At 76.4% G+C, this 20569-nt stretch carries 15 protein-coding genes; 7 read left to right on the forward strand and 8 right to left on the reverse strand.

Annotated elements, in window-relative coordinates:
• From OO57_RS24160 to OO57_RS24170, 3 genes are all read right to left on the reverse strand, one after another.
• Positions 1–423 (reverse strand): flavodoxin domain-containing protein (locus OO57_RS24160; protein ID WP_033254732.1); only part of this gene is annotated, 423 nt, incomplete at its 3' end.
• Between the two features lie 21 nt (positions 424–444).
• Positions 445–1104, reverse strand: coding sequence for a universal stress protein (locus OO57_RS24165; protein WP_051778176.1), 660 nt, complete (start codon positions 1102–1104; stop codon positions 445–447).
• A gap of 124 nt (positions 1105–1228) precedes the next feature.
• Positions 1229–3634: a glycoside hydrolase family 65 protein gene (locus tag OO57_RS24170; protein WP_081973914.1), complete on the reverse strand. Its 2406-nt coding sequence runs from the start codon at positions 3632–3634 to the stop codon at positions 1229–1231.
• A 120-nt stretch (positions 3635–3754) separates the two neighbouring features.
• Here OO57_RS24170 and OO57_RS24175 point away from each other — a divergent pair, with 120 nt between their 5' ends.
• From OO57_RS24175 to OO57_RS24185, 3 genes are all read left to right on the forward strand, one after another.
• Positions 3755–4447 carry a response regulator gene (locus OO57_RS24175; RefSeq protein ID WP_033254733.1) on the forward strand — a complete coding sequence of 231 codons (693 nt, stop codon included), beginning with the start codon at positions 3755–3757 and terminating at the stop codon, positions 4445–4447.
• 113 nt (positions 4448–4560) lie between these two features.
• Positions 4561–4860 carry an SHOCT domain-containing protein gene (locus OO57_RS24180; protein WP_033254734.1) on the forward strand — a complete coding sequence of 100 codons (300 nt, stop codon included), beginning with the start codon at positions 4561–4563 and terminating at the stop codon, positions 4858–4860.
• Complete coding sequence (locus tag OO57_RS24185) at positions 4848–5834, forward strand: Acg family FMN-binding oxidoreductase (protein WP_324606797.1); 987 nt, start codon at positions 4848–4850, stop codon at positions 5832–5834. The genes OO57_RS24180 and OO57_RS24185 overlap by 13 nt, the downstream gene beginning before the upstream one ends.
• A gap of 51 nt (positions 5835–5885) precedes the next feature.
• On the opposite strand, the gene OO57_RS24190 is transcribed toward OO57_RS24185, so the two are convergent.
• Positions 5886–7604, reverse strand: coding sequence for a GAF domain-containing protein (locus tag OO57_RS24190; protein ID WP_033254735.1), 1719 nt, complete (start codon positions 7602–7604; stop codon positions 5886–5888).
• A gap of 177 nt (positions 7605–7781) precedes the next feature.
• Between OO57_RS24190 and OO57_RS24195 the strand changes: the two genes are divergently transcribed.
• Both OO57_RS24195 and OO57_RS24200 read left to right on the forward strand, forming a co-directional pair.
• On the forward strand, positions 7782–8825 hold the full coding sequence (locus OO57_RS24195; RefSeq protein ID WP_033254736.1) for a zinc-dependent alcohol dehydrogenase family protein: 1044 nt from the start codon (positions 7782–7784) through the stop codon (positions 8823–8825).
• 17 nt (positions 8826–8842) lie between these two features.
• Positions 8843–9400 (forward strand): pyridoxamine 5'-phosphate oxidase family protein, encoded by a 558-nt coding sequence (locus OO57_RS24200; RefSeq protein ID WP_051778177.1) that lies wholly within the window; start codon positions 8843–8845, stop codon positions 9398–9400.
• A gap of 63 nt (positions 9401–9463) precedes the next feature.
• Here OO57_RS24200 and OO57_RS24205 read toward each other — a convergent pair whose 3' ends face one another.
• Positions 9464–12370: a cation-translocating P-type ATPase gene (locus OO57_RS24205; protein ID WP_063737632.1), complete on the reverse strand. Its 2907-nt coding sequence runs from the start codon at positions 12368–12370 to the stop codon at positions 9464–9466.
• Between the two features lie 204 nt (positions 12371–12574).
• Between OO57_RS24205 and OO57_RS24210 the strand changes: the two genes are divergently transcribed.
• On the forward strand, positions 12575–15322 hold the full coding sequence (locus tag OO57_RS24210) for a GNAT family N-acetyltransferase (protein WP_081973915.1): 2748 nt from the start codon (positions 12575–12577) through the stop codon (positions 15320–15322).
• A 187-nt stretch (positions 15323–15509) separates the two neighbouring features.
• Here OO57_RS24210 and OO57_RS24215 read toward each other — a convergent pair whose 3' ends face one another.
• Both OO57_RS24215 and OO57_RS24220 read right to left on the reverse strand, forming a co-directional pair.
• Positions 15510–15740, reverse strand: coding sequence for a DUF1918 domain-containing protein (locus OO57_RS24215; protein WP_051778178.1), 231 nt, complete (start codon positions 15738–15740; stop codon positions 15510–15512).
• Positions 15741–15765: 25 nt separating this feature from the next.
• On the reverse strand, positions 15766–17181 hold the full coding sequence (locus tag OO57_RS24220) for an MBL fold metallo-hydrolase RNA specificity domain-containing protein (RefSeq protein WP_051778179.1): 1416 nt from the start codon (positions 17179–17181) through the stop codon (positions 15766–15768).
• Positions 17182–17337: 156 nt separating this feature from the next.
• On the opposite strand from OO57_RS24220, the gene OO57_RS24225 reads away from it, so the two are divergent.
• The gene (locus tag OO57_RS24225) at positions 17338–18036 is read left to right on the forward strand and encodes a CBS domain-containing protein (RefSeq protein WP_033254737.1); all 699 of its coding nucleotides are present in this window, start codon (positions 17338–17340) and stop codon (positions 18034–18036) included.
• A 51-nt stretch (positions 18037–18087) separates the two neighbouring features.
• On the opposite strand, the gene ppsA is transcribed toward OO57_RS24225, so the two are convergent.
• On the reverse strand, positions 18088–20454 hold the full coding sequence (gene ppsA, locus OO57_RS24230) for a phosphoenolpyruvate synthase (protein WP_033254738.1): 2367 nt from the start codon (positions 20452–20454) through the stop codon (positions 18088–18090).
• Positions 20455–20569: the final 115 nt, after the last annotated feature.

Genomic DNA, 20569 nt, shown 5'->3' on the forward strand with positions numbered 1-20569 from the left:
GGTGTCCTCCACCAGGAAGCCGGCGGGCTCGGCCGCGAGGTCCCAGTGGTGCTCGGTGAGGCGGGCGGCGATGCCGTCGGCCGCCGCACCGGCGTGCTTCACCCCGGCACGGGTGTCGAACGCGGCGGCCCGGGCGCCCGGCCCGCCGTCGGGCAGCGTGCGGAGCCAGGACCGCAGGCCGGAGCCGTGCCCGGGTGCGCCCGCCTTGGCGGCCAGGGCGCGGCTGAGACGGGTGGACATGCCCCGCATGTGGGTGGGGCCGCCGACCACCAGCAGGTCGACGTCCCCGACGGTCCCGGCCCCGGCGACCGGCAGGCACCGCACCTCGGCGTCCGGGTCGGCCTGCCGGACGCCGTCGGCGATCGCGGCAGCGACCTGTCCGGTGTTGCCGTACGAGCTCTCGTAGACGATCACGGCACGCATCGTCCGTTCACCTCTCCCGGTTCAGCGGTTCGTCGGCGCCGGGCCCTCGAACAGGCGCCGCCGGACCTCGGCCTCGTCCTCCGACGGCTCGAACGGCCGCACGGGGGTGCGCCGGACCCACACGGCGCGCAGGGCCGCGCCCCGGCGGGCGGCCAGGTCGGCGGCGAAGCGCACCGCGGGCCCGCAGGCCGGGGAGCCGTCGACGCCGACCACGACGTAGGGCGGCTGGAGGGTGGTGTGCTCGGGCTCGCGCACCACCACGACCGGGCAGTGCGCCTGGGCGCTGACCGGGACGGTCACCGAGTAGCGGCTCAGCACCTCCGCGAGGCGGCCCAGGCGGCGGGTGCCGAGCACCACCAGCGCGGCCCGTTCGGACTCCGCGCACAGCACCGGGGCCGGGGGGCCGTCGCGCAGCGCCGACCGGAAGCGCAGCCCGGGACGGCGTTCGGCGACCATGCCCTCGGCCTTCTCCAGCGCCTGCGCCCCGGCCTCGCGCAGGGAGCGCAGGTAGGCGGGGCCGTCGCCGCGCCGGTCGCGGGGTTCGTCGGGGACGGCGTGCACCAGCCGCAGCGGCAGTCCGCGCCGCTCGGCCTCGTCGGCGGCCCAGCCGACGACCACGGGGCTGACCTGCCGGGCGTCGACGCCCAGCACGATCGGGCGGGGTTCGGTGGGCGATGTCATGGCTCCTCCACCGGTGCGGCGGCCGTTGTCCGGTGACGGCCGGATCACTTCCACGCTAGGCACGGCCCGTCGGGCGGGCGAGGGCCGACCGGCCCCACCGGACGGGACACCGGGCCCGTCCCGGTCAGAGCGCGAAGGTGCGGCTCTCGCCGGGCCCCACCCGGGCGGCCGTACCGCGCAGGCGCACCGCGACGGGCTCCTGGTGGTCCGGGTCGAGGGCGACCGTCACGTTCTTCCGGTCCACGGTGATCCGCACGCCCCAGTGGCCCCGGTAGCGCAGGTCCATGGTGAGGGAGCCGAGTGCGGACGGCAGGCGCGGGTCCAGCCACAGGGCGTCCTCGCGCAGCTCCAGGCCGGTGTAGCAGCGCTGCAGCAGGTCGACGGCGCCGGCCATCGCCCCGAGGTGGACGCCCTCGCGGGTGGTGCCGCCCTGCGAGTCGCGCAGGTCGGCGGTGAGCGCGTCGCGGAAGTACCGCCAGGAGGCGCGGCGGTCGCAGCGGGTCAGCACCCAGGCGTGGACCACGGAGCTGAGGGTGGAGCCGTGGACGGTGCGGCGCAGGTAGTAGGAGGCGGTGCGGCGCATCAGTTCGTGGCCGGCCGGGTGGCCGAGGCGGCGCAGCAGGTCGCGCACCTCGCGGGCCGAGAACAGGTACCAGAGCATCAGGACATCGGCCTGTTTGGAGACCCGGTAGCGGTTGGCGCTGTCGCCCTCGGCCTCCAGGATCCGGTCGAGGCGGCGCAGGTCGGGGTAGCGGCGGCGGTAGGCGTCCCAGTCGAGTTCGGCGAGGCGCTCGTAGCCGTCGAACTGGCTGACCACCCCGTCGTGGAAGGGCACGTGCAGGTGGCGGCCGACCTCCTGCCAGCGGTCGGGTTCGTCGGTGTCCAGGGCGAGGCGCTCGGCGACCTCGGCGCGGCGCCGCGCCGGGAGGGCGTCGAGGGCGTCGGCGGCGCGGGCGAGCACCCAGGAGGCGAGGACGTTGGTGTACGCGTTGTCGTCCAGGCCCGGTCCGTCCGCCCAGGGGTAGGCGTCGTGGTACTCGTCGGGCCCGAGCACGCCGCGGATCGACCAGCGCTGCCTGGAGGGGGCGTACTCGGCGGCCGATGCCCAGTACCGGGCGATCTCCACCAGGGTCTCGGCTCCCGCCTCCGCGAGGAAGTCCCGGTCGCCGGTGGCCTGGTAGTACTGCCAGACGTTGTAGGCGACGGCGGAGCCGACGTGCCGCTGCAGGTGGCTGTGGTCGGGCAGCCAGCGGCCGGAGAGCGGGTTGAGGTGGATCCGGGCGGACTGCTCCCGTCCGTCGCTCGCGCTCTGCCACGGGTAGCTCGCGCCCCGGCGGCCCTCGGCCCGGGCGGCGCTGCGGGCGGCGTCGAGGCGGCGGTGGCGGTAGCGGAGCACGGCGCGGGCGAGTTCGGGGAAGCACAGGTCGAGGACGCGCAGCACGAACAGCTCGTCCCAGAAGACGTGGCCGCGGTACGCCTCGCCGTGCAGGCCGCGGGCCGGGACGCCGACGTCCAGGTCTGCGGAGTGCTCGGAGCAGGTCTGCAGCAGGTGGAACAGGTCGAGGTGCAGCGGGCCGAGGCCGGGGAAGTCTGCGTCGAGTCGGCAGCGGCGCCACAACTGCTCCCAGCGCAGGGCGTGTTCCGCCAGCAGGACATCGAAGTCGGGCGCCGCGGCGGCCAGTTGCCGGGCGGCGTCGAGCGGGTCGCCGGTGGCGGGATCGTGCGAGGTGCACACGGCGACGGCCTTGTCGAGGGTCACGGGCACCCCGGCGGCGGCGTCCAGGACGAGGGTCTGCGCCGCCAGGCCCGTCCGGGTCCCGTCGATGAACTCGGCCGGTCGTCCCGGGGCGCGCAGCAGGTGGCGGGCGGCGAGCGCGATCCGCCGGCCCGCGCCGGTGGACGCCTCCAGCCACAGCGTCCCGTCCGGCTCCGATCCCTGGCCCAGCGGTGTCAGGTGCCGTCCGGTCAGGCCGGCGTAGCGGGGCACGCCGGTGTTGGCGACGGTCCCGTCGAGGGCGGAGCGGACCTCCAGGGGGCCGGACCAGTCCTCGGGGGTGAGGACGGTCTCCAGGGCGGCGAGGTGCGGGCGGGCCTGGCTGGCGATCCGACGCTGGAGCAGCCGGGTGCGCCGACCCTCGCCGTCGACGCACACGGCACGTCGGACGAGGACGCCGCGGCGCAGGTCGAGTTCGAGTTCCTGCCGCTCGGGCGGCCCGGCGAACCACTCGCCGCCCGCGCCGCGGAAGGTGACGGGCAGCCAGTTCGGGCAGTTGACCAGGTCCTCGTGGGCGAACATGCGCCCGCCGATCACGGAGCCGGTGCGGTCGTAGCAGCCCGCCAGGTAGGTGCCCGGGTAGTGCACGCCGTCCGCCACCGCCTCGGGCGCGGCGCCCCGGGTGGCCAGGTAGCCGTTGCCGACCGTGCACAGCGCCTCGCGCAGCCCCTCCTCGGCGGGCTCGTAGCCGCTCCAGTGCAGGGTCCACGGGTCGGGCGTCGTCGGCTCGCGCCGGGCCGGGGGGTCGGGGTGCACGGTCCGCCTCCTGTCGTGCGGGTCCGGGTTCCAGTGTGCGCGCCGCCCCGGTGCCGCGCCGGACGGCCGGGCGGCGGGCAGAATCGGAGGGAGACCGCATCGGACGTCCCGGGAGCCCACATGGACGAGACCCAGTCCGGCGAGGCCGGGCAGCGCGTGACGGTGTTCCTGCTCGACGACCACGAGGTGGTTCGCCGCGGGGTGAGGGACCTGCTGGAGGCCGAGCCGGACATCGAGGTGGTCGGCGAGGCCGGCAGCTGCGCGCAGGCGCTGGCGCGGGTCCCTGCCCTGCGCCCCCGGGTGGCGCTGCTGGACGTGCGGCTGCCCGACGGCGACGGCGTGACGGTGTGCCGGGAGCTGCGCGACCGGATGCCGGAGCTGGCCTGCCTGATGCTGACGTCCTTCGACGACGACGACGCCCTGCTGGACGCGATCATGGCCGGGGCCGCCGGGTACGTGCTCAAGCAGGTCAAGGGCGCCGACCTGGTCGCCGCGGTGCGCACGGTGGCCGCCGGGCAGTCCATGCTCGACCCGGCGACCACCCGCAAGCTGATGGAGAGCCTGCGCCACCACGAGGAGAGCGGCACCGAGGCGGCGCTGGCCCGGCTGACCCCGCGCGAGCGGGAGATCCTGGCGCTGATCGGCGAGGGGCGGACCAACCGGGAGATCGGGCACGAGCTGTACCTGTCGGAGAAGACCGTCAAGAACCACATCTCCCGGTTGCTCGGCAAGCTGGGCGTGGAACGCCGTCTGCAGGCCGCGGTGCTGGCCGCGCACGCCGAGGACGAGCACCGTCCGACTCGGCCGCACTGAACCCGACCGGCACCGCCGACGGGGCCGTCCGGCCCATGCGCGGTGCCGCCGCCCCGGCGCAACGTGGACGGTGAAGGGCGCCGCCCCGGCGCCCACCGGCCCGGGAGGCCGTGATGATGTACTGGGACGACCACGGAATGAACGGCTGGGGCGTCGGTCTGATGGTGTTCACCACCCTGCTGTTCCTGGGCCTGCTGGTCGCCGCGGCGGTGGTGCTGTTCCGCTACGCGGGGCGTTCGGCGCAGCAGCCGCCGCCCGCGCCGCGCCCGCCCGAGCAGCGGTCCGGGCCCGAGCAGGTGCTCGCCGAGCGCCTGGCCCGCGGCGAGATCGACCCCGAGGAGTACCGCCTGCGCCTGCGGGCGCTGCGCGACGCGGCCGGGCCGGGCGAGGGCGGAGCGGGGTGGACGCCGTGACCGCCCCGGTGCTGGACGCCCCCGCGCTGGAGACCCTGGTCTCCGCGGCGGTCGCGGCGCCGTCCGTCCACAACACCCAGCCGTGGCGCTTCCGCCTGGTGCCGGAGACCTCCGTGCTGGAGGTGCGGGCCGCCCCCGAGCGCGCCCTGCCCGCCATCGACCCGCAGGGCCGGGCGCTGCACGTCTCGGTGGGTGCGGCGGTGTTCAACCTGCGCACCGCCGCCCGCCACCTCGGCTGGGCCCCCGGGGTGCGGCTGCTGCCCGACCCGGCCGAACCCGACCTGCTGGCCGGGGTGCGGCTCGACGAGCCCGCACCCTGCCGCGTCCCCGCCGTCGACGCGCTGTACGACGCGATCTGGCGGCGGCACTCGGCCCGCTCGCCGTTCACCGGGCCGCCGGTGCCCGAGGGGGTGCTCGCCGACTTCGCGGAGGCGGCCCGGGCGGAGGGCGCGGAACTGCTGCTGCCCGACGAGGAGGAGACGGCGCGGCTGCTGCGGCTGACCGCCGAGGCCGAGCGCCGCAACACCGTCGACCCCGCCCAGCGGGCCGAGAGCCGCCGCTGGCTGCGGGAGCCCGGTGCGGGGCCGGACGGCGTCCCGGCCGCCGCGCTGGGCCCGCAGGACGCGGACGGGCGCCTGCCGATGCGGGACTTCGGCGCGCTCGCCCCGGAACGCCACCTCGCGCCGCAGCGGTTCGAGGCGCGTCCGCGGATCGCCGTGCTGCTGACCCGCGGCGACGGGCCGGAGGACTGGTTGCGGGCCGGGCTGGCGCTGGAGCACGTGCTGCTGGCGGCGACGGTGCACGGGGTGCGGGCCTCGCTGCTGCACCAAGCCATGGAGTGGCGGTTCCTGCGGTGGGAGGCCAGGGACGCCCGGCACGGGCCTGCGTTCGCGCAGATGCTCATCCGGTTCGGCTACGGCCCGGAGGGCGCGCCGACCCCGCGGCGGCCGGCCGCCGAGGTGCTCGACGGCTGACGGGCCACCGGGGCGTCGGACCACCGGACCGTCCGGCCGCCGGACGGACTGTCAGCCGTCGGGCAGCGGGACCTTCCACACCAGTTCGGTGCCGCCTGCGGGCCGGGCCTGTGCGCGGAACTCGCCGCCGAGCGCGGCGGCCCGCTCGGCCAGGTTCGCCAGCCCGCTGCGGCGGCCGCCCTCGGGCAGTCCCACGCCGTCGTCGGAGACGGTGACCGTCAGGTGCCCCGCGTCCGCGGCGACCGTCACCTCGACGGTGCCGGCCTTGGCGTGCTTGGCCGCGTTGGACAGCGCCTCCTGGAGGACGGCGGCGGCCTCGTCGGCGACCCGCCCGGGCACGCCGACGTCCAGCAGGCCGGTCATCCGCAGGGCGGGGGCGAAGCCCAGCGCCCCGGTGGCCCGTTCGACGGCCGCGACCACGGCGGCGCGCAGGCCGTGGGCGGCCGGGCCGGCCTCGCGCGCCCGCAGTCCGAAGATGGTGGCGCGGATGGTCCGGGCGGTCTCGTCGAGTTCGTCGATGGCCCGCAGCACCCTCTCCTCGGCCTGCGGGTGGTCGATGAAGCGGGTGGCTCCCTGGAGGGTCATCCCGACCGCGAACAGCCGCTGGATGGCCAGGTCGTGCAGGTCGCGGGCGATCCGGTCGCGCTCCTGCAGCAGGGCGACCCGCTCGGAGTCGCGGCGGCGCTCGGCCAGTTCCATGGCGAGGGCGGCCTGCCCGGCGAAGGCGGTCAGGGGGGTGGACTCGTCCGGCTCGAAGAGCGGCGCCCCGGCCTTGCGCGCCAGCATCAGCACGCCGCGCACGCCCAGGTCGGCGGTGCCGATGGGCAGCGCGACGGCCGGGCCCAGGCCCTCCCAGCGGGGCGGTCCGGCGGTGATCCGCGGGTCGTGGTGGACGTCGGCGCTGGTGACCAGGGTGGCGGTGCGGGCGGCCGCGCCCATGAAGGTGCCCTCCAGCGGGAGCACCAGGCCGTGGTGCTCGCGGGCGCCGTGGCCGACGGCGATCCGCACCTCCAGCTCGCCGCTGCCGGGCAGCGGCAGGGCGACCACCGCCAGGTCGGCGCGGGCGATCCCGGCGGCGCGGGCCACCAGCAGGTCGAGCACCTCCTGCTCGGCGCTGCCGGACAGCAGGCTGTTGGTGACGGCGGCCCCGGCGGCGAGCCACTGCTCGCGCAGCCGGGCCCGGGCGTACAGCCGGGCGTTCTCGATGGCCACGCCGGCCGCGACGGCGAGGGTCTCCAGCACCGACTCGTCCTCGGCGTCGAACTCCTCCGCGCCGCGCTTCTCGGTCAGGTAGAGGTTGCCGAACACCTTACCGCGGATGCGGATCGGCACGCCGAGGAAGCTGTTCATCGGCGGGTGGTGCGGCGGGAAGCCGTAGGAGGCGGGGTGGTCGGCGAGCCGGGGCAGGCGCAGCGGCTGCGGGTGGCGGATCAGCTCGCCGAGGATGCCGTGGCCCGAGGGCAGCGGGCCGATCCGCCGGGTCTGCTCCTCGGTGAGGCCGACCGGGACGAACTGCGACAGTCTGCGGTCCTCGCCGATCACGCCGAGCGCGCCGTACTCGGCGTCGACCAGGGTCACGGCGGCCTCGACGATGTGCCGCAGCACCTGGGTCAGGTCCAGGTCGCGGCCGACCGCCAGGACGGCCTCCAGCAGGCTGTGCACCCGGTCCCGGGTGCCGCGCGCGGCGTCGAGGCGGCTCTGCAGCTCGTCCAGCAGGTCGTCGAGCTTGAGCTGCGGCAACGGGGTCGGGCTCTCCTCTGCGCTGCTCACCGTGATCCTCCGGGCTCGGTGACGGCGCCTTCCAGCCTAGGCGCGCTGCCTCGCAGGCGCCGTCCGATGGGGCCGGTCGGCCCCGTACCCGGCCCCTGGCAGGCCCATGGCCGGCGCCCGGTCCGCGGCGAAGCTGGAGGTGGAAGCAGCCGCGACCGACACGAGGACGTGAGAGCGATGCTGGCACTGACCTACCACGGGCCCGGCCGCCGCACCTGGGGCGAGGTCCCCTTCCCGGTGCTCCGGGAGCCGGAGGACGCGATCGTCCGGGTGGACGCCGTCACCGTCTGCGGCACCGACCTGCACATCCTCAAGGGCGACGTCCCCGAGGTCGCCGAGGGCCGGGTGCTGGGCCACGAGGCCGTCGGCACGGTCGTCGAGACCGGCAGCGCGGTGCGCACCGTGGCGACCGGCGACCGGGTGCTGGTGTCGTGCATCTCGGCCTGCGGCCGCTGCGCCTACTGCCGCGGCGGCGTGTACGGGCAGTGCACCGGCGGCGGCGGGTGGGTCCTCGGGCACCTGGTCGACGGCACCCAGGCCGAGTACGTGCGGACCCCGTTCGCCGACAACTCGCTGCACCGGCTCCCCGACGGCGTCGCGGACGAGACCGCGCTGGTGTTCGCCGACATCCTGCCCACCGCCTTCGAGGTCGGCGTGCGCAACGGCCGGGTCGGCCCCGGCGACACCGTCGCGGTGGTCGGTGCCGGGCCGATCGGCCTGGCCGCGATCACCACCGCCCGCCTGTACGGGCCGCGCCGGATCGTCGCCGTCGACCTGGACGCGAACCGGCTGGCCGCCGCCGAGCGGGCCGGGGCCGACGAGGTGCTGCGCGGCGACGGCGACGTCGAAGGCGCGGTGCGCGCGCTCGGCCCCGACGGACTGGGCGTCGACGTGGCGATCGAGGCGGTCGGCGTCCCCGACACCTTCGAGCTGTGCACCCGGGTGGTGCGCCCCGGCGGGCGGGTGGCCAACGTCGGTGTGCACGGCGGGCCCGCCGTGCTGCACCTGGAGGACCTGTGGATCAAGGACGTCACCATCACCACGGGCCTGGTCGACACCAGCAGCACCCCGCTGCTGCTCGACCTGCTCGCCGCGAAGCGGCTCGACGTGGACGGACTGGTCACCCACCGGTTCGGCCTCGGCGAGATGCAGGAGGCGTACGACGTGTTCGCCGACGCCACCGACACCGGGGCGCTCAAGGTCGCCCTGTTCCGGACCTGACCCAGGAGGTGGGCCCCATGCTCGGGCAGCCCCAGACCGACCCGGCGACCGCGGACGCGATCGCCCGCCGGATCGCCGACCGCCGGGCCGTGCTCGGCCTCGGCCCCGACGCGCTGGCCCGCGAGGCCGGCATGTCACGCCCGTACCTGGAGTTCCTCGTCTCCGCCGGGCCCGGCTTCGACCCCAACGGCTTCCTGCGGATCGCCGCCGTCGGCCGGATCGCCCTGCCCGGCGACCCGGAGCCCGCCGTCTTCCCCGTCAACTACAGCGTCGACCGCGGCACCGTCGTCTACCGCACCCACGAGGGCGGGGCCGCCGCCGCCGCGCCCGGCACCGCGGTGTCCTTCGAGGTCGACCGGATCGACGACCACCGCCACACCGGCTGGAGCGTGCTGGTCACCGGCACCGCCGAGCGGATCGAGGACCACGAGACCCTCCAGCGGCTGCTGCGCGACCTCGCCGTCCAGCCGTGGGCGGGCGGGCCGCGCACGCTCTGGATCCGGATCCGGCCCACGTCCGTCAGCGGGCGCCGGATCACCAGCACGCCGGCCGGGGACGAGGACGACGAGACCTGACACCCGGTAGTTGCCCCCCGTGCCCGGGCCGGGTACGGGGGGCAACTACCGGGTTGACGCGGTTCAGGGGCGGTGCCGACCGTGGCCCGCCGCGATCCGGCGGGCGCGGGCCACGCTGTCCGCCGCCGCGCGTTCGCCGATGCCGAGGGCGTGGGCCAGCCGGTCGGCCGGCCAGCCGTGCCGGGCGAGCAGGACCGCCACCGGGTGGTGGACGTCGTCTGCGGCGGGAGTCGGCGGTGGCTCGGCGGACGGCACCCGTGCGGGCTCGCGGCGGCGCAGGACCGCCCGGCGCAGTTCGTCGGCCCCCCAGACGATGAACGGGAAGGGCGCGACGGTGGCCAGTTGGACGGGGGTGGGCACGGCGGTGCCGAAGACGGGGTGCAGCCAGGGCAGGTGGACGATCGCGGCGGCGAAGGCCAGCGAGAAGGCGATGCCGCCGAGCAGGCGGGGGTTGCCGAACACCCCGATGGCGCGCAGCGGGGCGCGCTCGGTGCGGGCGGCGAAGGCGGTGCCGATCTGGCAGGCGACGATGCCGAGGAAGCTGACGGTGGTGGCCCGTTGGTAGGTGAGGTGGAGGGGGGTGCCGGGGCCGGTGGGGGCACCGGGGTGCCAGCCGCCGCGGGCGAGGGTGAGGAAGTAGCCGGCCAGGACCAGGGCGGCGGAGATCAGGCCGAGGAAGCCCCAGGCGCGGGCGAGCATCGCGGGGCGGATGATGTGCTCGTCGCGCGGGCGGGGGCGGCGCTCCATCAGGCCGGGTTCGGCGCGTTCCCGGCCGAGCGCGAGGGCGGGGAGGGTGTCGGTGCCGAGGTCGACGGCGAGGATCTGCATGACGGTCAGGGGCAGCGGAACGGCTCCGCCCGCCAGGGCGAACACGAGGAACGGCAGGACCTCGGGCACGGCGTGGGTGAAGATGTAGACGATGAACTTGCGGATGTCGTCGTAGGTCCGCCGTCCCGCTTCCACCGCTTTGACGATGGTGGCGAAGTCGTCGTCGGTGAGCACCATGGTCGCGGCCTCGCGGGCCACGTCGGTGCCGGAGCCGCCCATGGCGACGCCGATGTCGGCGCTGCGCAGGGCGGGTGCGTCGTTGACGCCGTCGCCGGTCATCGCGACGGTGTGGCCCTCGGCGCGCAGGGCGTCGGCGATGCGGAGCTTGGCCTCGGGCGAGGTCCGGGCGAAGACGACCTCCTCGCCGCGGCCGAGCAGGTCGTCGAGTCGGGCGTCGTCCATGGCGTCGAGTTCGGTGCCGGTGACGATCCGCATCCCGCGGTGGCCGATGCCGACCTGTTCGGCGACGGCGGCGGCGGTGAGGCCGTTGTCGCCGGTGACGACGTGGACGGCGATGCCGGCTGCGTGCGCCTGCCGGATCGCCTCCGGGACTTCGGGGCGGGGCGGGTCCGCCAGGGCGACCAGGCCGAGCAGGCAGAGGTGCTCCTCGGCGTCCTCCCGGCGTTCGGGCGGGGGACGGCCGGGGGGCAGCACGGTGCGGGCGACCGCCAGTAGCCGCAGGCCGCGGGCAGCCAGCTCTCCGACCAGTCGGACCACTTCGGTCCGTTCGACCTCGGTGAGCGGGTGCTGGGTGTCTCCGTCGAGGAGACGGTCGGCCCGGTGCAGGACCTCCTCGGGAGCGCCCTTGGTGTGCAGGACGAGGGCGCCGTCCTGCCGGTCGACGGTGGTCATCAGTCGACGGCGCGGATCGAAGCGGAACACGGCCCGGCGCCGCCCGTCCCGCTCGGCCGCCGTGAGCGGGGAGCCGGTCCGCTCCGCGAGGTCGAGCAGGGCGAGTTCGGTCGGGTCGCCACGGGCGGCGACGGGGTCGGCGGTGGTGCAGCGGGCGGCGGCGCGGGCCAGCGGGCGCAAGGCCGGGGGCGGGTGCGGACCGCCGGCCGCGAGGACGCCGGAGCGCGGCGTCCAGGCGGCCGTCACGCGCATCCGGTTCTCGGTGAGGGTCCCGGTCTTGTCGGTGCAGATCACCGTGGTTGAGCCGAGGGTCTCCACCGCGGAGAGGCGTTTGACGACGGCGCCCGCCCTGGCGAGTTCACGCACTCCGGCGGCGAGCGCGAGGGTGATGGTCGGCAGGAGCCCCTCGGGGACGTTCGCGACGAGCAGGCCGATGGCGAAGCTCAGCGCGGCGGCGAGCGGCAGCCCGGCGGCCAGCCCGAGCGGCAGGAAGGCCAGGCCGGCGCCGACGGCGACCGCCGCGATCAGCCGGGCGGCGTGCTGCACCTGCCGCTCCAGCGGGCTCCGCTCCGGCTGTCGGCGCTGGCTGAGGGCGGCGATCCGGCCCAGCTCGGTGTGCATGCCGGTCGAGGTGACCAGGGCGAGGGCCTGACCGCCGGTGCAGGAGGTGCCGGAGAACACCAGTTCCGGGGCGTCCACCAGGGTGCTGCCGGGATCCTCGGCCTCGGCGGTGCGGACCACCGGCGCCGACTCTCCGGTCAGCGCGGAGAGGTCGACCTCGACCGTCCCGGTCAGTAGCCGGGCGTCGGCCGGGACACGGTCGCCCTCCTCGACGGCCAGCACGTCGCCGGGGACGAGCCCGGCCGCGGGCACCTCGCGGCGGGCTCCGTCGCGCAGCACCGTCGCCAGGTCGGGCAGGAAGGCGGCCAACGCCTCCACCGCCCGCTCGGCCTGGCGTTCCTGGCCGAACGCCAGACCCGCGTTGAGCAGGATCACCGCGAGGACCGCGACGGCCAGGGCGGGCGCCCCGCTGACGGCGGCCAGGGCGGCGGCGAGCGCGAGCAGCAGGGCCAGCGGGTGGGTGAACTGCCGGGCCAGTTCGCGCGGCCAGCGCCGACCGCCTTGCCGGGCCAAGGTGTTGGGCCCGTACACGGTCAGTCGGCGCTCGGCCTCCCGTCCGCTCAGCCCGGACGGGGAGCTGTGGAGCTGCCGCAGCAGCAATCGGACGGGTTCCCGCGGGTCGGGAGGGTCTTCCTCCGACGCCGGGCCCGGCCGCTCGGTGGTGGCCATCGCCGCGCTCGCCTCCGTTCCACCCCCGTTTGGCACGCTACGGGGCCAGCCCGTCCGCGGGGAGGGCCGGGTGGCCCAAGCGGACGGGGTCCGGTGCGCCTTGGAAGGGCCCCGCAGGCCCTCGCCCCGCGCGGTCCGGGCGTCGGACGGTGGAAGGCAGGAGGGTCCTCTGTCCGAGGCCCCGTCGGCCGGAGGAGCACCGCCATGACCGAGCAGCCCGCGATCACCACCCCGGCACCGCGTGGACGGGCGTACCCGGAGCCCGGCGAGGAGGCGCTGCTCACCGACGGCAGCACCGTCTCCATCCGGCCCGTCGTCCCGGCCGACCGTCCGCAGGTGCTGGCCCTGCACGCGGAGCGGATGTCGGAGGCGAGCCGACGGCTGCGCTTCCTCGGTGTCAGCCGCCGCGCCCCGGAACTGACGGCCGACCGGCTGTGCGGGCCGCCCCGCCCGGAGCGGTGCGCGCTCGGCGCGTGGGCGGCGGGCGTGCTCGTCGGCGAGGCCGACTTCGAGGCCACCGCCGAACGGCCCGGCACCGCCGAGCTGGCCCTCGCGGTCGCCGACGCCTGGCAGCACCGGGGTGTGGGCAGCCTGCTGGCGGAGCACCTGGTGCACGCCGCCCGGGAGAGCGGCGTCACCGCCTTCGAGGCGGACGCCCTGGCGGGCAACAGCGGCGTGCACCGTCTCTTCTCCGACCTCGGACTACCGGTGCACCGCCAGTACGCGCAGGGCGAGGTCCGGATCCGGGTACCGCTGACCGAGCCGGACCCGGACGAGCGCTACCTGCGGGCGGTGGAGCAGCGCGGCCGCACCGCGGACCTGGCCAGCCTCACCGCCCTGCTGCGGCCGCACTCGGTCGCCGTGCTGGGGGCCTCCCGGCGGCCCGGGTCGGTCGGGCAGGGCGTGCTGCGCAAGATCCGCGACGGCGGGTTCCGCGGCGAGCTGTGGGCGGTCAACCCGCACGCCGACCGGGTCGCCGGACTGCCGGCCTACCCCTCCCTGGAGGCGCTGCCCCGGATCCCGGAGCTGGCGGTGCTCGCCGTCCCGGCCGCCGCCGTCCCCGACCTGGCGGAGGAGTGCGGGCGGGCCGGGGTGCGCGCCCTGGTCGTGCTGGCCTCCGGGCTGGACGCCGAGCAGGCCGGGCGGCTGCTGCACGCCTGCCGCGAGCACTCGATGCGGCTGCTGGGCCCGAACAGCCTGGGGCTGGCGCAGACCGACCCGGCGGTGCGGCTGGACGCCGAGTTCGGCGGCGCGTTCCCGCTGCCGGGGACGGCCGGGGTGGCCGTGCAGTCCGGAGGCGTCGGCATCGCGCTGCTGGAGCGGCTCGCCTGGCTGGGCATCGGCGTGTCGACGTTCGTCTCGCTCGGCGACAAGTACGACGTCAGCGCGAACGATCTGCTGCAGTGGTGGGAGGGCGACGGCCGCACCGATCTGGCCCTGCTGCACCTGGAGTCCTTCGGCGCCCCGCGGGCCTTCTCCCGCACCGCCCGCCGGGTGACCCGCCGCTTCCCCGTGCTGACCGTCGACGCCGGACGTTCCGCGGCCGGCCGGCGCGGGGCGGCCGCGCACACCGCGGCCGCGGCCGTCCCGGCCACCACCCGGGCGGCGCTGTTCGACCAGGCCGGCATCACCGCGACCCGCTCGGTCGCCGAGCTGGTGGAGACCGCGGCCCTGCTGCACGCCCAGCCGCTGCCCGCGGGGCGCGGCGCGGTCGCGGTGGTCTCCAACGCCGCCGGGATCGGCGTCCTCACCGCGGACGCCTGCGCCGACGCCGGGCTGTCCCCGCCCGCCCTCCTCGGTGGGCTCGCCGATCGGCTGCACCGCGTGCTGCCCGACGGCGCGGGCACCGGCAACCCGGTCGACACCACCCCGGCAGCCGGGCCCGAGCACCTGCTGCACTGCCTCGACCTGCTGGAGCGCAGCGGCGCGGTGGACGCCCTGGTGGTGTGCCTGGTGCCGACCGCGCTGGCCGACGGCCCGGAGCGGGACCCGCTGCGGGCGCTGCTCGACGGCCGGGGACGGCGCAGGCTGCCGCTCGTGGTGGTGCGGATCGACCAGCAGGTGCCGGTCAGCTACCTGACGGCCGGGGACGGCGGTCTGATCCCGTCCTACTCCGACCCCCGCTCCGCCGCCTGCGCCCTGGCCAGGGCCCGCGAGCGGGCGCGCCTGCTGGCCCGGCCGGCCGCGCCGGAGGCCGTCCTGCGCGGCTGCGACCCCGCGGCGGCGCGGCGGCTGGTGGACGGGTTCCTCGCCGAACGCCCGGACGGCGGGTGGCTCGACCCGGGGCGCACCGCCGACCTGCTGGAGTGCTACCGGCTGCCGCTGGCCACCACGGTGTGGGCCACCGACGAGCGCACCGCCGTCCTCGCCGCCCGCTCGCTGCGCCGGACCGGCCACGACGGCCGGGCCGTGCTGACGGCCCACCCCGGGGATCCGGTCGGGGACCCGGGCCGGACGGTCGGAACGGACGACGAGGCGCGCAGCGCCTTCCGGGAACTCACCGCGGCATCCGGGGGACGGGCGGCCGGGGTGGTGGTCCGCCCGGCGGCCGCGCCCGGCGTCGACCTGCGCGTCGACGTCCGCCAGGACGGGGTGTTCGGCCCGCTGGTGGTGCTCGGCCTCGGCGGCCCGGCCGGTGAGCTGCTGGACGGGCCGGTCGCCCGCCTCGCACCGCTGACCCAGGACGACCCGCCCGCGATGGTCGCCGACTCCCTCGCCGCGCCCCTGCTCGCCGACCTCCCCGACCCCGCCGCCCTGCACCGGGTGCTGGTCGGGGCGTCCCGGATGGCCACCGACCTGCCCCAGCTGACCGAGGCCCTGATCGGCCCGGTCGTCGTCCGGCCCGACGGCGTGCTCTGCGCCGACGCACGGGTCCGCGTCGAGCCGCGTCGCCCGTTCGACCCGTACCTGCGCCGGTTGCGCCGCCGACCGCTGTCCGAGGAGGAAGGGTGATCGGCTCGGCACCCGGGCGGGGAGCCGTCCGACCCGCTCCGCGGCCGCCGTCGCCCCGGGCACCGACTTCGCCACGACGGTGGCGCCGCTGACCGGGGCACCGCGCGGCGTGCTGCCGGTGATCGACCGGAGCAGCGCGGCGGCCGGGACGGCGAGGACGCGACGTCCTGACCGTCCCGGCGCGGGGTCAGTCCGCGAACAGGTGCGGCGGCGGTGCGGGGTGGGCGTAGTGGTGGATGCGGGCGTCCGGGCCGGGGAAGTACTCCGAGACCCGTCCGGTGTCGGACCAGCGCACGTCGTACGGCGGGCTGCCGTCGGCGTGGTGCAGGGCGACGATCTCGCCGTCCCGGCGGGCGGCACCGGGGCGGGTGGCCTCGACGATGATGCGGTCCCCGACCGCGGCTTTCACGGTGCTCATGGCACTCTCCTTTCCTGTCGGCCCGTCAGCGGACCAGGACGCGTTCGCCGGAGCGCGGCACGACGGCCGTCCAGCCGAGTTCGCGGTCGATCCGGTCGCGCAGGGCCTGCGAGCCCTCCGGCTCGCCGTGCACGAGGTAGGTGGCGGCCGGCGCGGGGGCCGCGCGCAGCCAGTCGACGGCCTCGGCGGCGTCGGCGTGCGCCGAGAAGGCCGGGACGTCGACGACCTCCGCCCGGACGGGCACGTAGCCGCCGTACATCTTCAGCACCCGGGCGCCGTCGACCAGGTCGCGGGCGCGGGTGCCCTCGGCGGCGTAGCCGACGATGACGACGGTGTTGCGGGGGTCGGGCAGCAGGCGGCGCAGGTGGTGGACGACGCGGCCGCCGGTGGCCATGCCGGAGGCGGAGACCAGGACCGCGGGGCCGGGACTGTGCTCCAGTGCCAGGGACTCCTGGAGCGAGCGGACCGGGTGGAAGGGCTCCGGACTGATCGCCGCCTCGCCCCGTTCCAGGACCTCGGGGCGCAACTCGGGGGCCTTCTCGGCGAAGGCGTCGCGGTAGATCCGCAGGGTGGCGAGCGCCATCGGGCTGTCGACGTGGACCGGGACGCCGGCCGGGAGGCGTCCGGCGCGGCGCAGTTCGGCGAGCTGGTGCAGGACGACCTCGGTGCGGTCGACGGCGAAGGACGGGATGACCACGGTGCCGCCGCGGGCGAGCGTCCGCTCCAGGGCCGCGGCGAACCAGGCACGGGCCGCGGTCTCCTCGTGCCGTCGGTTGCCGTAGGTGGACTCCATCAGCAGTGCGTCGGCGCCGGTGAACGGGTCGGGCGGGTTGAGCAGCGGGTGGACGGGGCGGCCGAGGTCGCCGCTGGCGGCGAGGGTGTGGCCGTCCTCCAGGGTCAGGTGTGCCCAGGAGGAGCCGAGGATGTGCCCGGCGGGGTGCAGGCGCAGCACGGTGCCGTCGGTGATCTCGACGTCCTCGCCGTGCGGGACGGGGACGAAGCGGGCGAGGGTGCGCTCGACGTCGTCCTCGGTGTACAGCGGCAGCGCGGGGCGGTGCGCGGACCAGCCGCCGCGGTTGGCGTGCTCGGCGTCCTCGCGCAGCAGGTGGGCGCTGTCGCGGAGGATCAGCTCGGCGATCCGGGCGGTGTACGGGGTGGTGAACACCGGGCCGCGGAAGCCGTCGGCGACCAGTTTGGGCAGGTGGCCGCAGTGGTCGAGGTGGGCGTGGGTGAGCACCGCGCAGTGCACGTCGGCGGGGTCGAGCGGCAGCGGGCGGCGGTTGCGGCGGCGCAGTTCGGCCGGGCCCTGGAACAGGCCGCAGTCGATCATGACGCGGGCGTGGTCGGTCTCGACCAGGAACTTGCTGCCGGTGACGGTGCCGACGCCGCCGAGGAAGGTGAGCAGTCCGGGGCGGGGCGTCGGGGTGGGCTGGTTCTCCATGGCGGCCTCCGGGGTCCTCCTCCAGCGTCCGCCGCCGCCCCGCGCACCGGCGTGGGCCGCCGGGGCCGTGCCCGGGGGCCGGTCGGCCCTGTCCGGACGCCGCCGCGCGGGGCGAGGGTGGGAGTAGCGGAACCGAGCGTCCGAGGAGTGAGGACCATGCAGCACCGGAGCGTCCGTGAACTGATGACCCGCGAGGTGGTGACGGCCCGGCCGGACACCCCCTTCAAGGAGGTCGCCGCCCTGTTCCACCGCAACGACGTCACCGCCGTGCCGGTGGTCGACGACCAGGACCGGCCGGTGGGTGTGGTCTCGGAGGCGGACCTGCTCCGCAAGGAGGCCGTCCTGCCCGACCCGGAGGACCGTCACCCGGGCCGCTGGCTGCGGCCCGCCGAGCAGGCCCGCGCCGAGGCGGAGACCGCGGGCGGGCTGATGACCAGCCCCGTGGTGACCGCCCGTGCGTCCTGGAACGTCGGCGAGGCCGCCCGCCAGATGGACCGTCACCGGGTCAAGCGCCTGCCGGTGGTGGACGAGGCCGGCCGCCTGATCGGCATCGTCAGCCGGGCCGACCTGGTGCAGGTGTTCCTGCGGCACGACGGCGCGATCCGCGAGGAGATCCTCCACGAGGTCCTCGGCCGCACCCTGTGGCTGCCCCCGGAGGAGGTCTCCGTCACCGTACGGGACGGCGTGGTCACCCTCACCGGCCGGCTCCCCCGCCGCAGCCTCGTCCCGCTCGCCGAGCGCCTGTGCCGCGCGGTCGACGGCGTGGTGGCCGTGCACCAGTCGCTCGACTGGACCGAGGACGACACGGAGCCGACCCTGGAGCACCCCCGCGTCTACCGGGCGGGCGGCAACTGAACGTTCGGGGCCCGGGCCGGCGGACGGTTCGCCGGCCCGGGCCCCGGTGCGTCAGCCTTCGTTCTCCGCCTCGGCGACGCACTGTTTGACGGCGGCGAAGCTGTCCGGCGAGACGGAGACCGAGTCGATGCCGCAACGCACCAGGAGCCGGGTGAACTCCGGGTCGTTGCTGGGGCGTTGGCCGCACAGTCCGACGGGGCGGCCGGCCGCGTGGGCGGCGGTGACCAGGTGCTCGATGGAGCGGGTGACGGCGGGGTCGCTCTCGTCGAAGAGGTGGGCGAGCAGGTCGGAGTCCCGGTCGACGCCGAGGGTGAGCTGGGTGAGGTCGTTGCTGCCGATGGAGAAGCCGTCGAAGCGGGCGGCGAACTCCTCGGCGAGCACGATGTTCGCGGGGATCTCGGCCATCACGTACACCTTCAGACCGTTGGCGCCCCGGGTGAGCCCGTGGGCGGACATCTCGGCGAGCACCCGGTCGGCCTCGTCCGGGGTGCGGCAGAACGGGATCATCACCACGAGGTTGGTCAGGCCGGTCTCGTCGCGCACCCGACGCAGCGCCCGGCACTCCAGCGCGAAGCCCTCCCGGTAGCGGTCGTCGTAGTAGCGGCTCGCTCCGCGCCAGCCGATCATCGGGTTGGCCTCGACCGGCTCGAACGGGCGGCCACCGAGCAGGCCGGCGTACTCGTTGGTCTTGAAGTCGCTGGTGCGGACGACCACCGGGTCCGGCCAGCGGGAGGCGGCGAGCTGGGCGACGCCCTGGGCGAGCCGGTCGACGAAGTACTCGGTGCGGTCGGGGTACCCGTCGGTGAGGGCGTCGACGGCCCGCCGGTCCTGCGGGGTCAGGCGCTCGGGGTGCACCAGGGCCATCGGGTGGACGCGGACCTGGTGGGCGACGACGAACTCCGTGCGGGCCAGGCCGACGCCGTCGGCGGGCAGCCGCCACCAGCGCAGGGCGGCGGCCGGGTCGGCGAGGTTCAGCATGACGCGGGTGCGGGTGGTCGGGAGCGCGCGGAGATCGGTCTCGGTCTCCTCCCAGTCGACCCGCCCGGCGTAGACGCGGCCCCGCTCGCCCTCGGCGCAGGAGACGGTGACCTCCTGGCCGTCGGCCAGGAGCGCGGTGGCCCGGCCGGTGCCGACCACGGCGGGGACGCCGAGTTCGCGGCTGACGATCGCCGCGTGCGAGGTGCGACCGCCGTGGTCGGTGACGATCGCCGCCGCCCGCTTCATCAGCGGCTCCCAGTCGGGGTCGGTGACGGCGGCGACCAGGACGGCCCCGTCGGGGAAGCGGGCGATCTCGCCGGGGGACGCCAGCGCGCAGACCGGTCCGCGGCCGACCGCCTGGCCGACCGCGAGCCCCTCCACCAGGCACTCGCCGGTTCCGGTGAGCCGGTAGCGGCGCAGCACCGCCCCGGCCCGCCGGGACTGCACGGTCTCCGGCCGGGCCTGGACCAGGAAGAGTGCGCCGGTGCGGCCGTCCTTGGCCCACTCGAGGTCCATCGGGCAGCCGTAGTGGCGTTCGACCGCGACGGCCCACCGGCCGAGCGTGCCGAGGTCGGTGTCGTCGAGGACCCGGGCGGCGCGTTCCTCCGCAGTGGTGTCGACGAGCCGGGTGAGGCCGTGCTCGGCGTAGACGGCCTTGCGGCGCTTGGCCCCGACGGTGGTGCGCAGCAACGGGGTGCGTGCCGTGCCCGCGTCCAGCAGGGGTTTGGACAGCAGGTACTCGTCCGGGTCGACCTGCCCGCCGACCACGGTCTCGCCCAGGCCCCAGGCCGCGCTGACCAGCACCACGCCGGGGTGGCCGCTCTCGGTGTCGAGGGTGAAGGCGACGCCCGCACTGCCCAGGTCGGAGCGCACCATCAGCTGCACCCCGACGGACAGGGCGACCGCGAGCTGGTCGAAGCCCATCCGCTGCCGGTAGTCGATCGCCCGGTCGGTGAACAGCGAGGCGTAGCAGCGCCGGCAGGCGTCCAGCAGGGCGGGGACGCCGCGCACGTTCAGGAAGGTCTCCTGCTGCCCGGCGAAGCTGGCCTCCGGCAGGTCCTCGGCGGTCGCGCTGGAACGGACCGCGACGTCCGGGTCGGTGCGCCCGGCGGAGTGCGCCAACGCGCGGTAGGCGTCGGCGAGTTCCGCTTCGAGCGACGGCGGCAGCGGGGCGGCCAGCAGGGCGGCCCGGACGGCGGCGCCGACCTCGGGCAGCGGGGCGCCGTGCTGCAGCCGGTCGAGCTGCCCGGCGACGCGGCGGCGCAGGTCCGCGGTGTCGAGGAACTCGCGGTAGGCGTCCGCGGTGGTGGCGAAGCCGCCGGGGACCGCGACCCCGGCGGCCGCGAGGGCGGTGGTGAGTTCGCCGAGGGAGGCGTTCTTCCCGCCGACCAGGGCGACGTCCGCGCGGCCGAGTTCGGCGAAGGGGATGGTCCGTCGCATGGTGTCCTCCCGGTCAGTAGGGCATCGGTCGGCCGGACGGGGTCCGCAGGTCCAGCGGCGGGCGCGGTTGCGGGCGGGTCGGGCACCGGGAGATCCGGATGCGCTCCATGGCTGC

The organism is Kitasatospora phosalacinea, assembly GCF_000717185.1.
Taxonomy (GTDB): domain Bacteria; phylum Actinomycetota; class Actinomycetes; order Streptomycetales; family Streptomycetaceae; genus Kitasatospora; species Kitasatospora phosalacinea_A.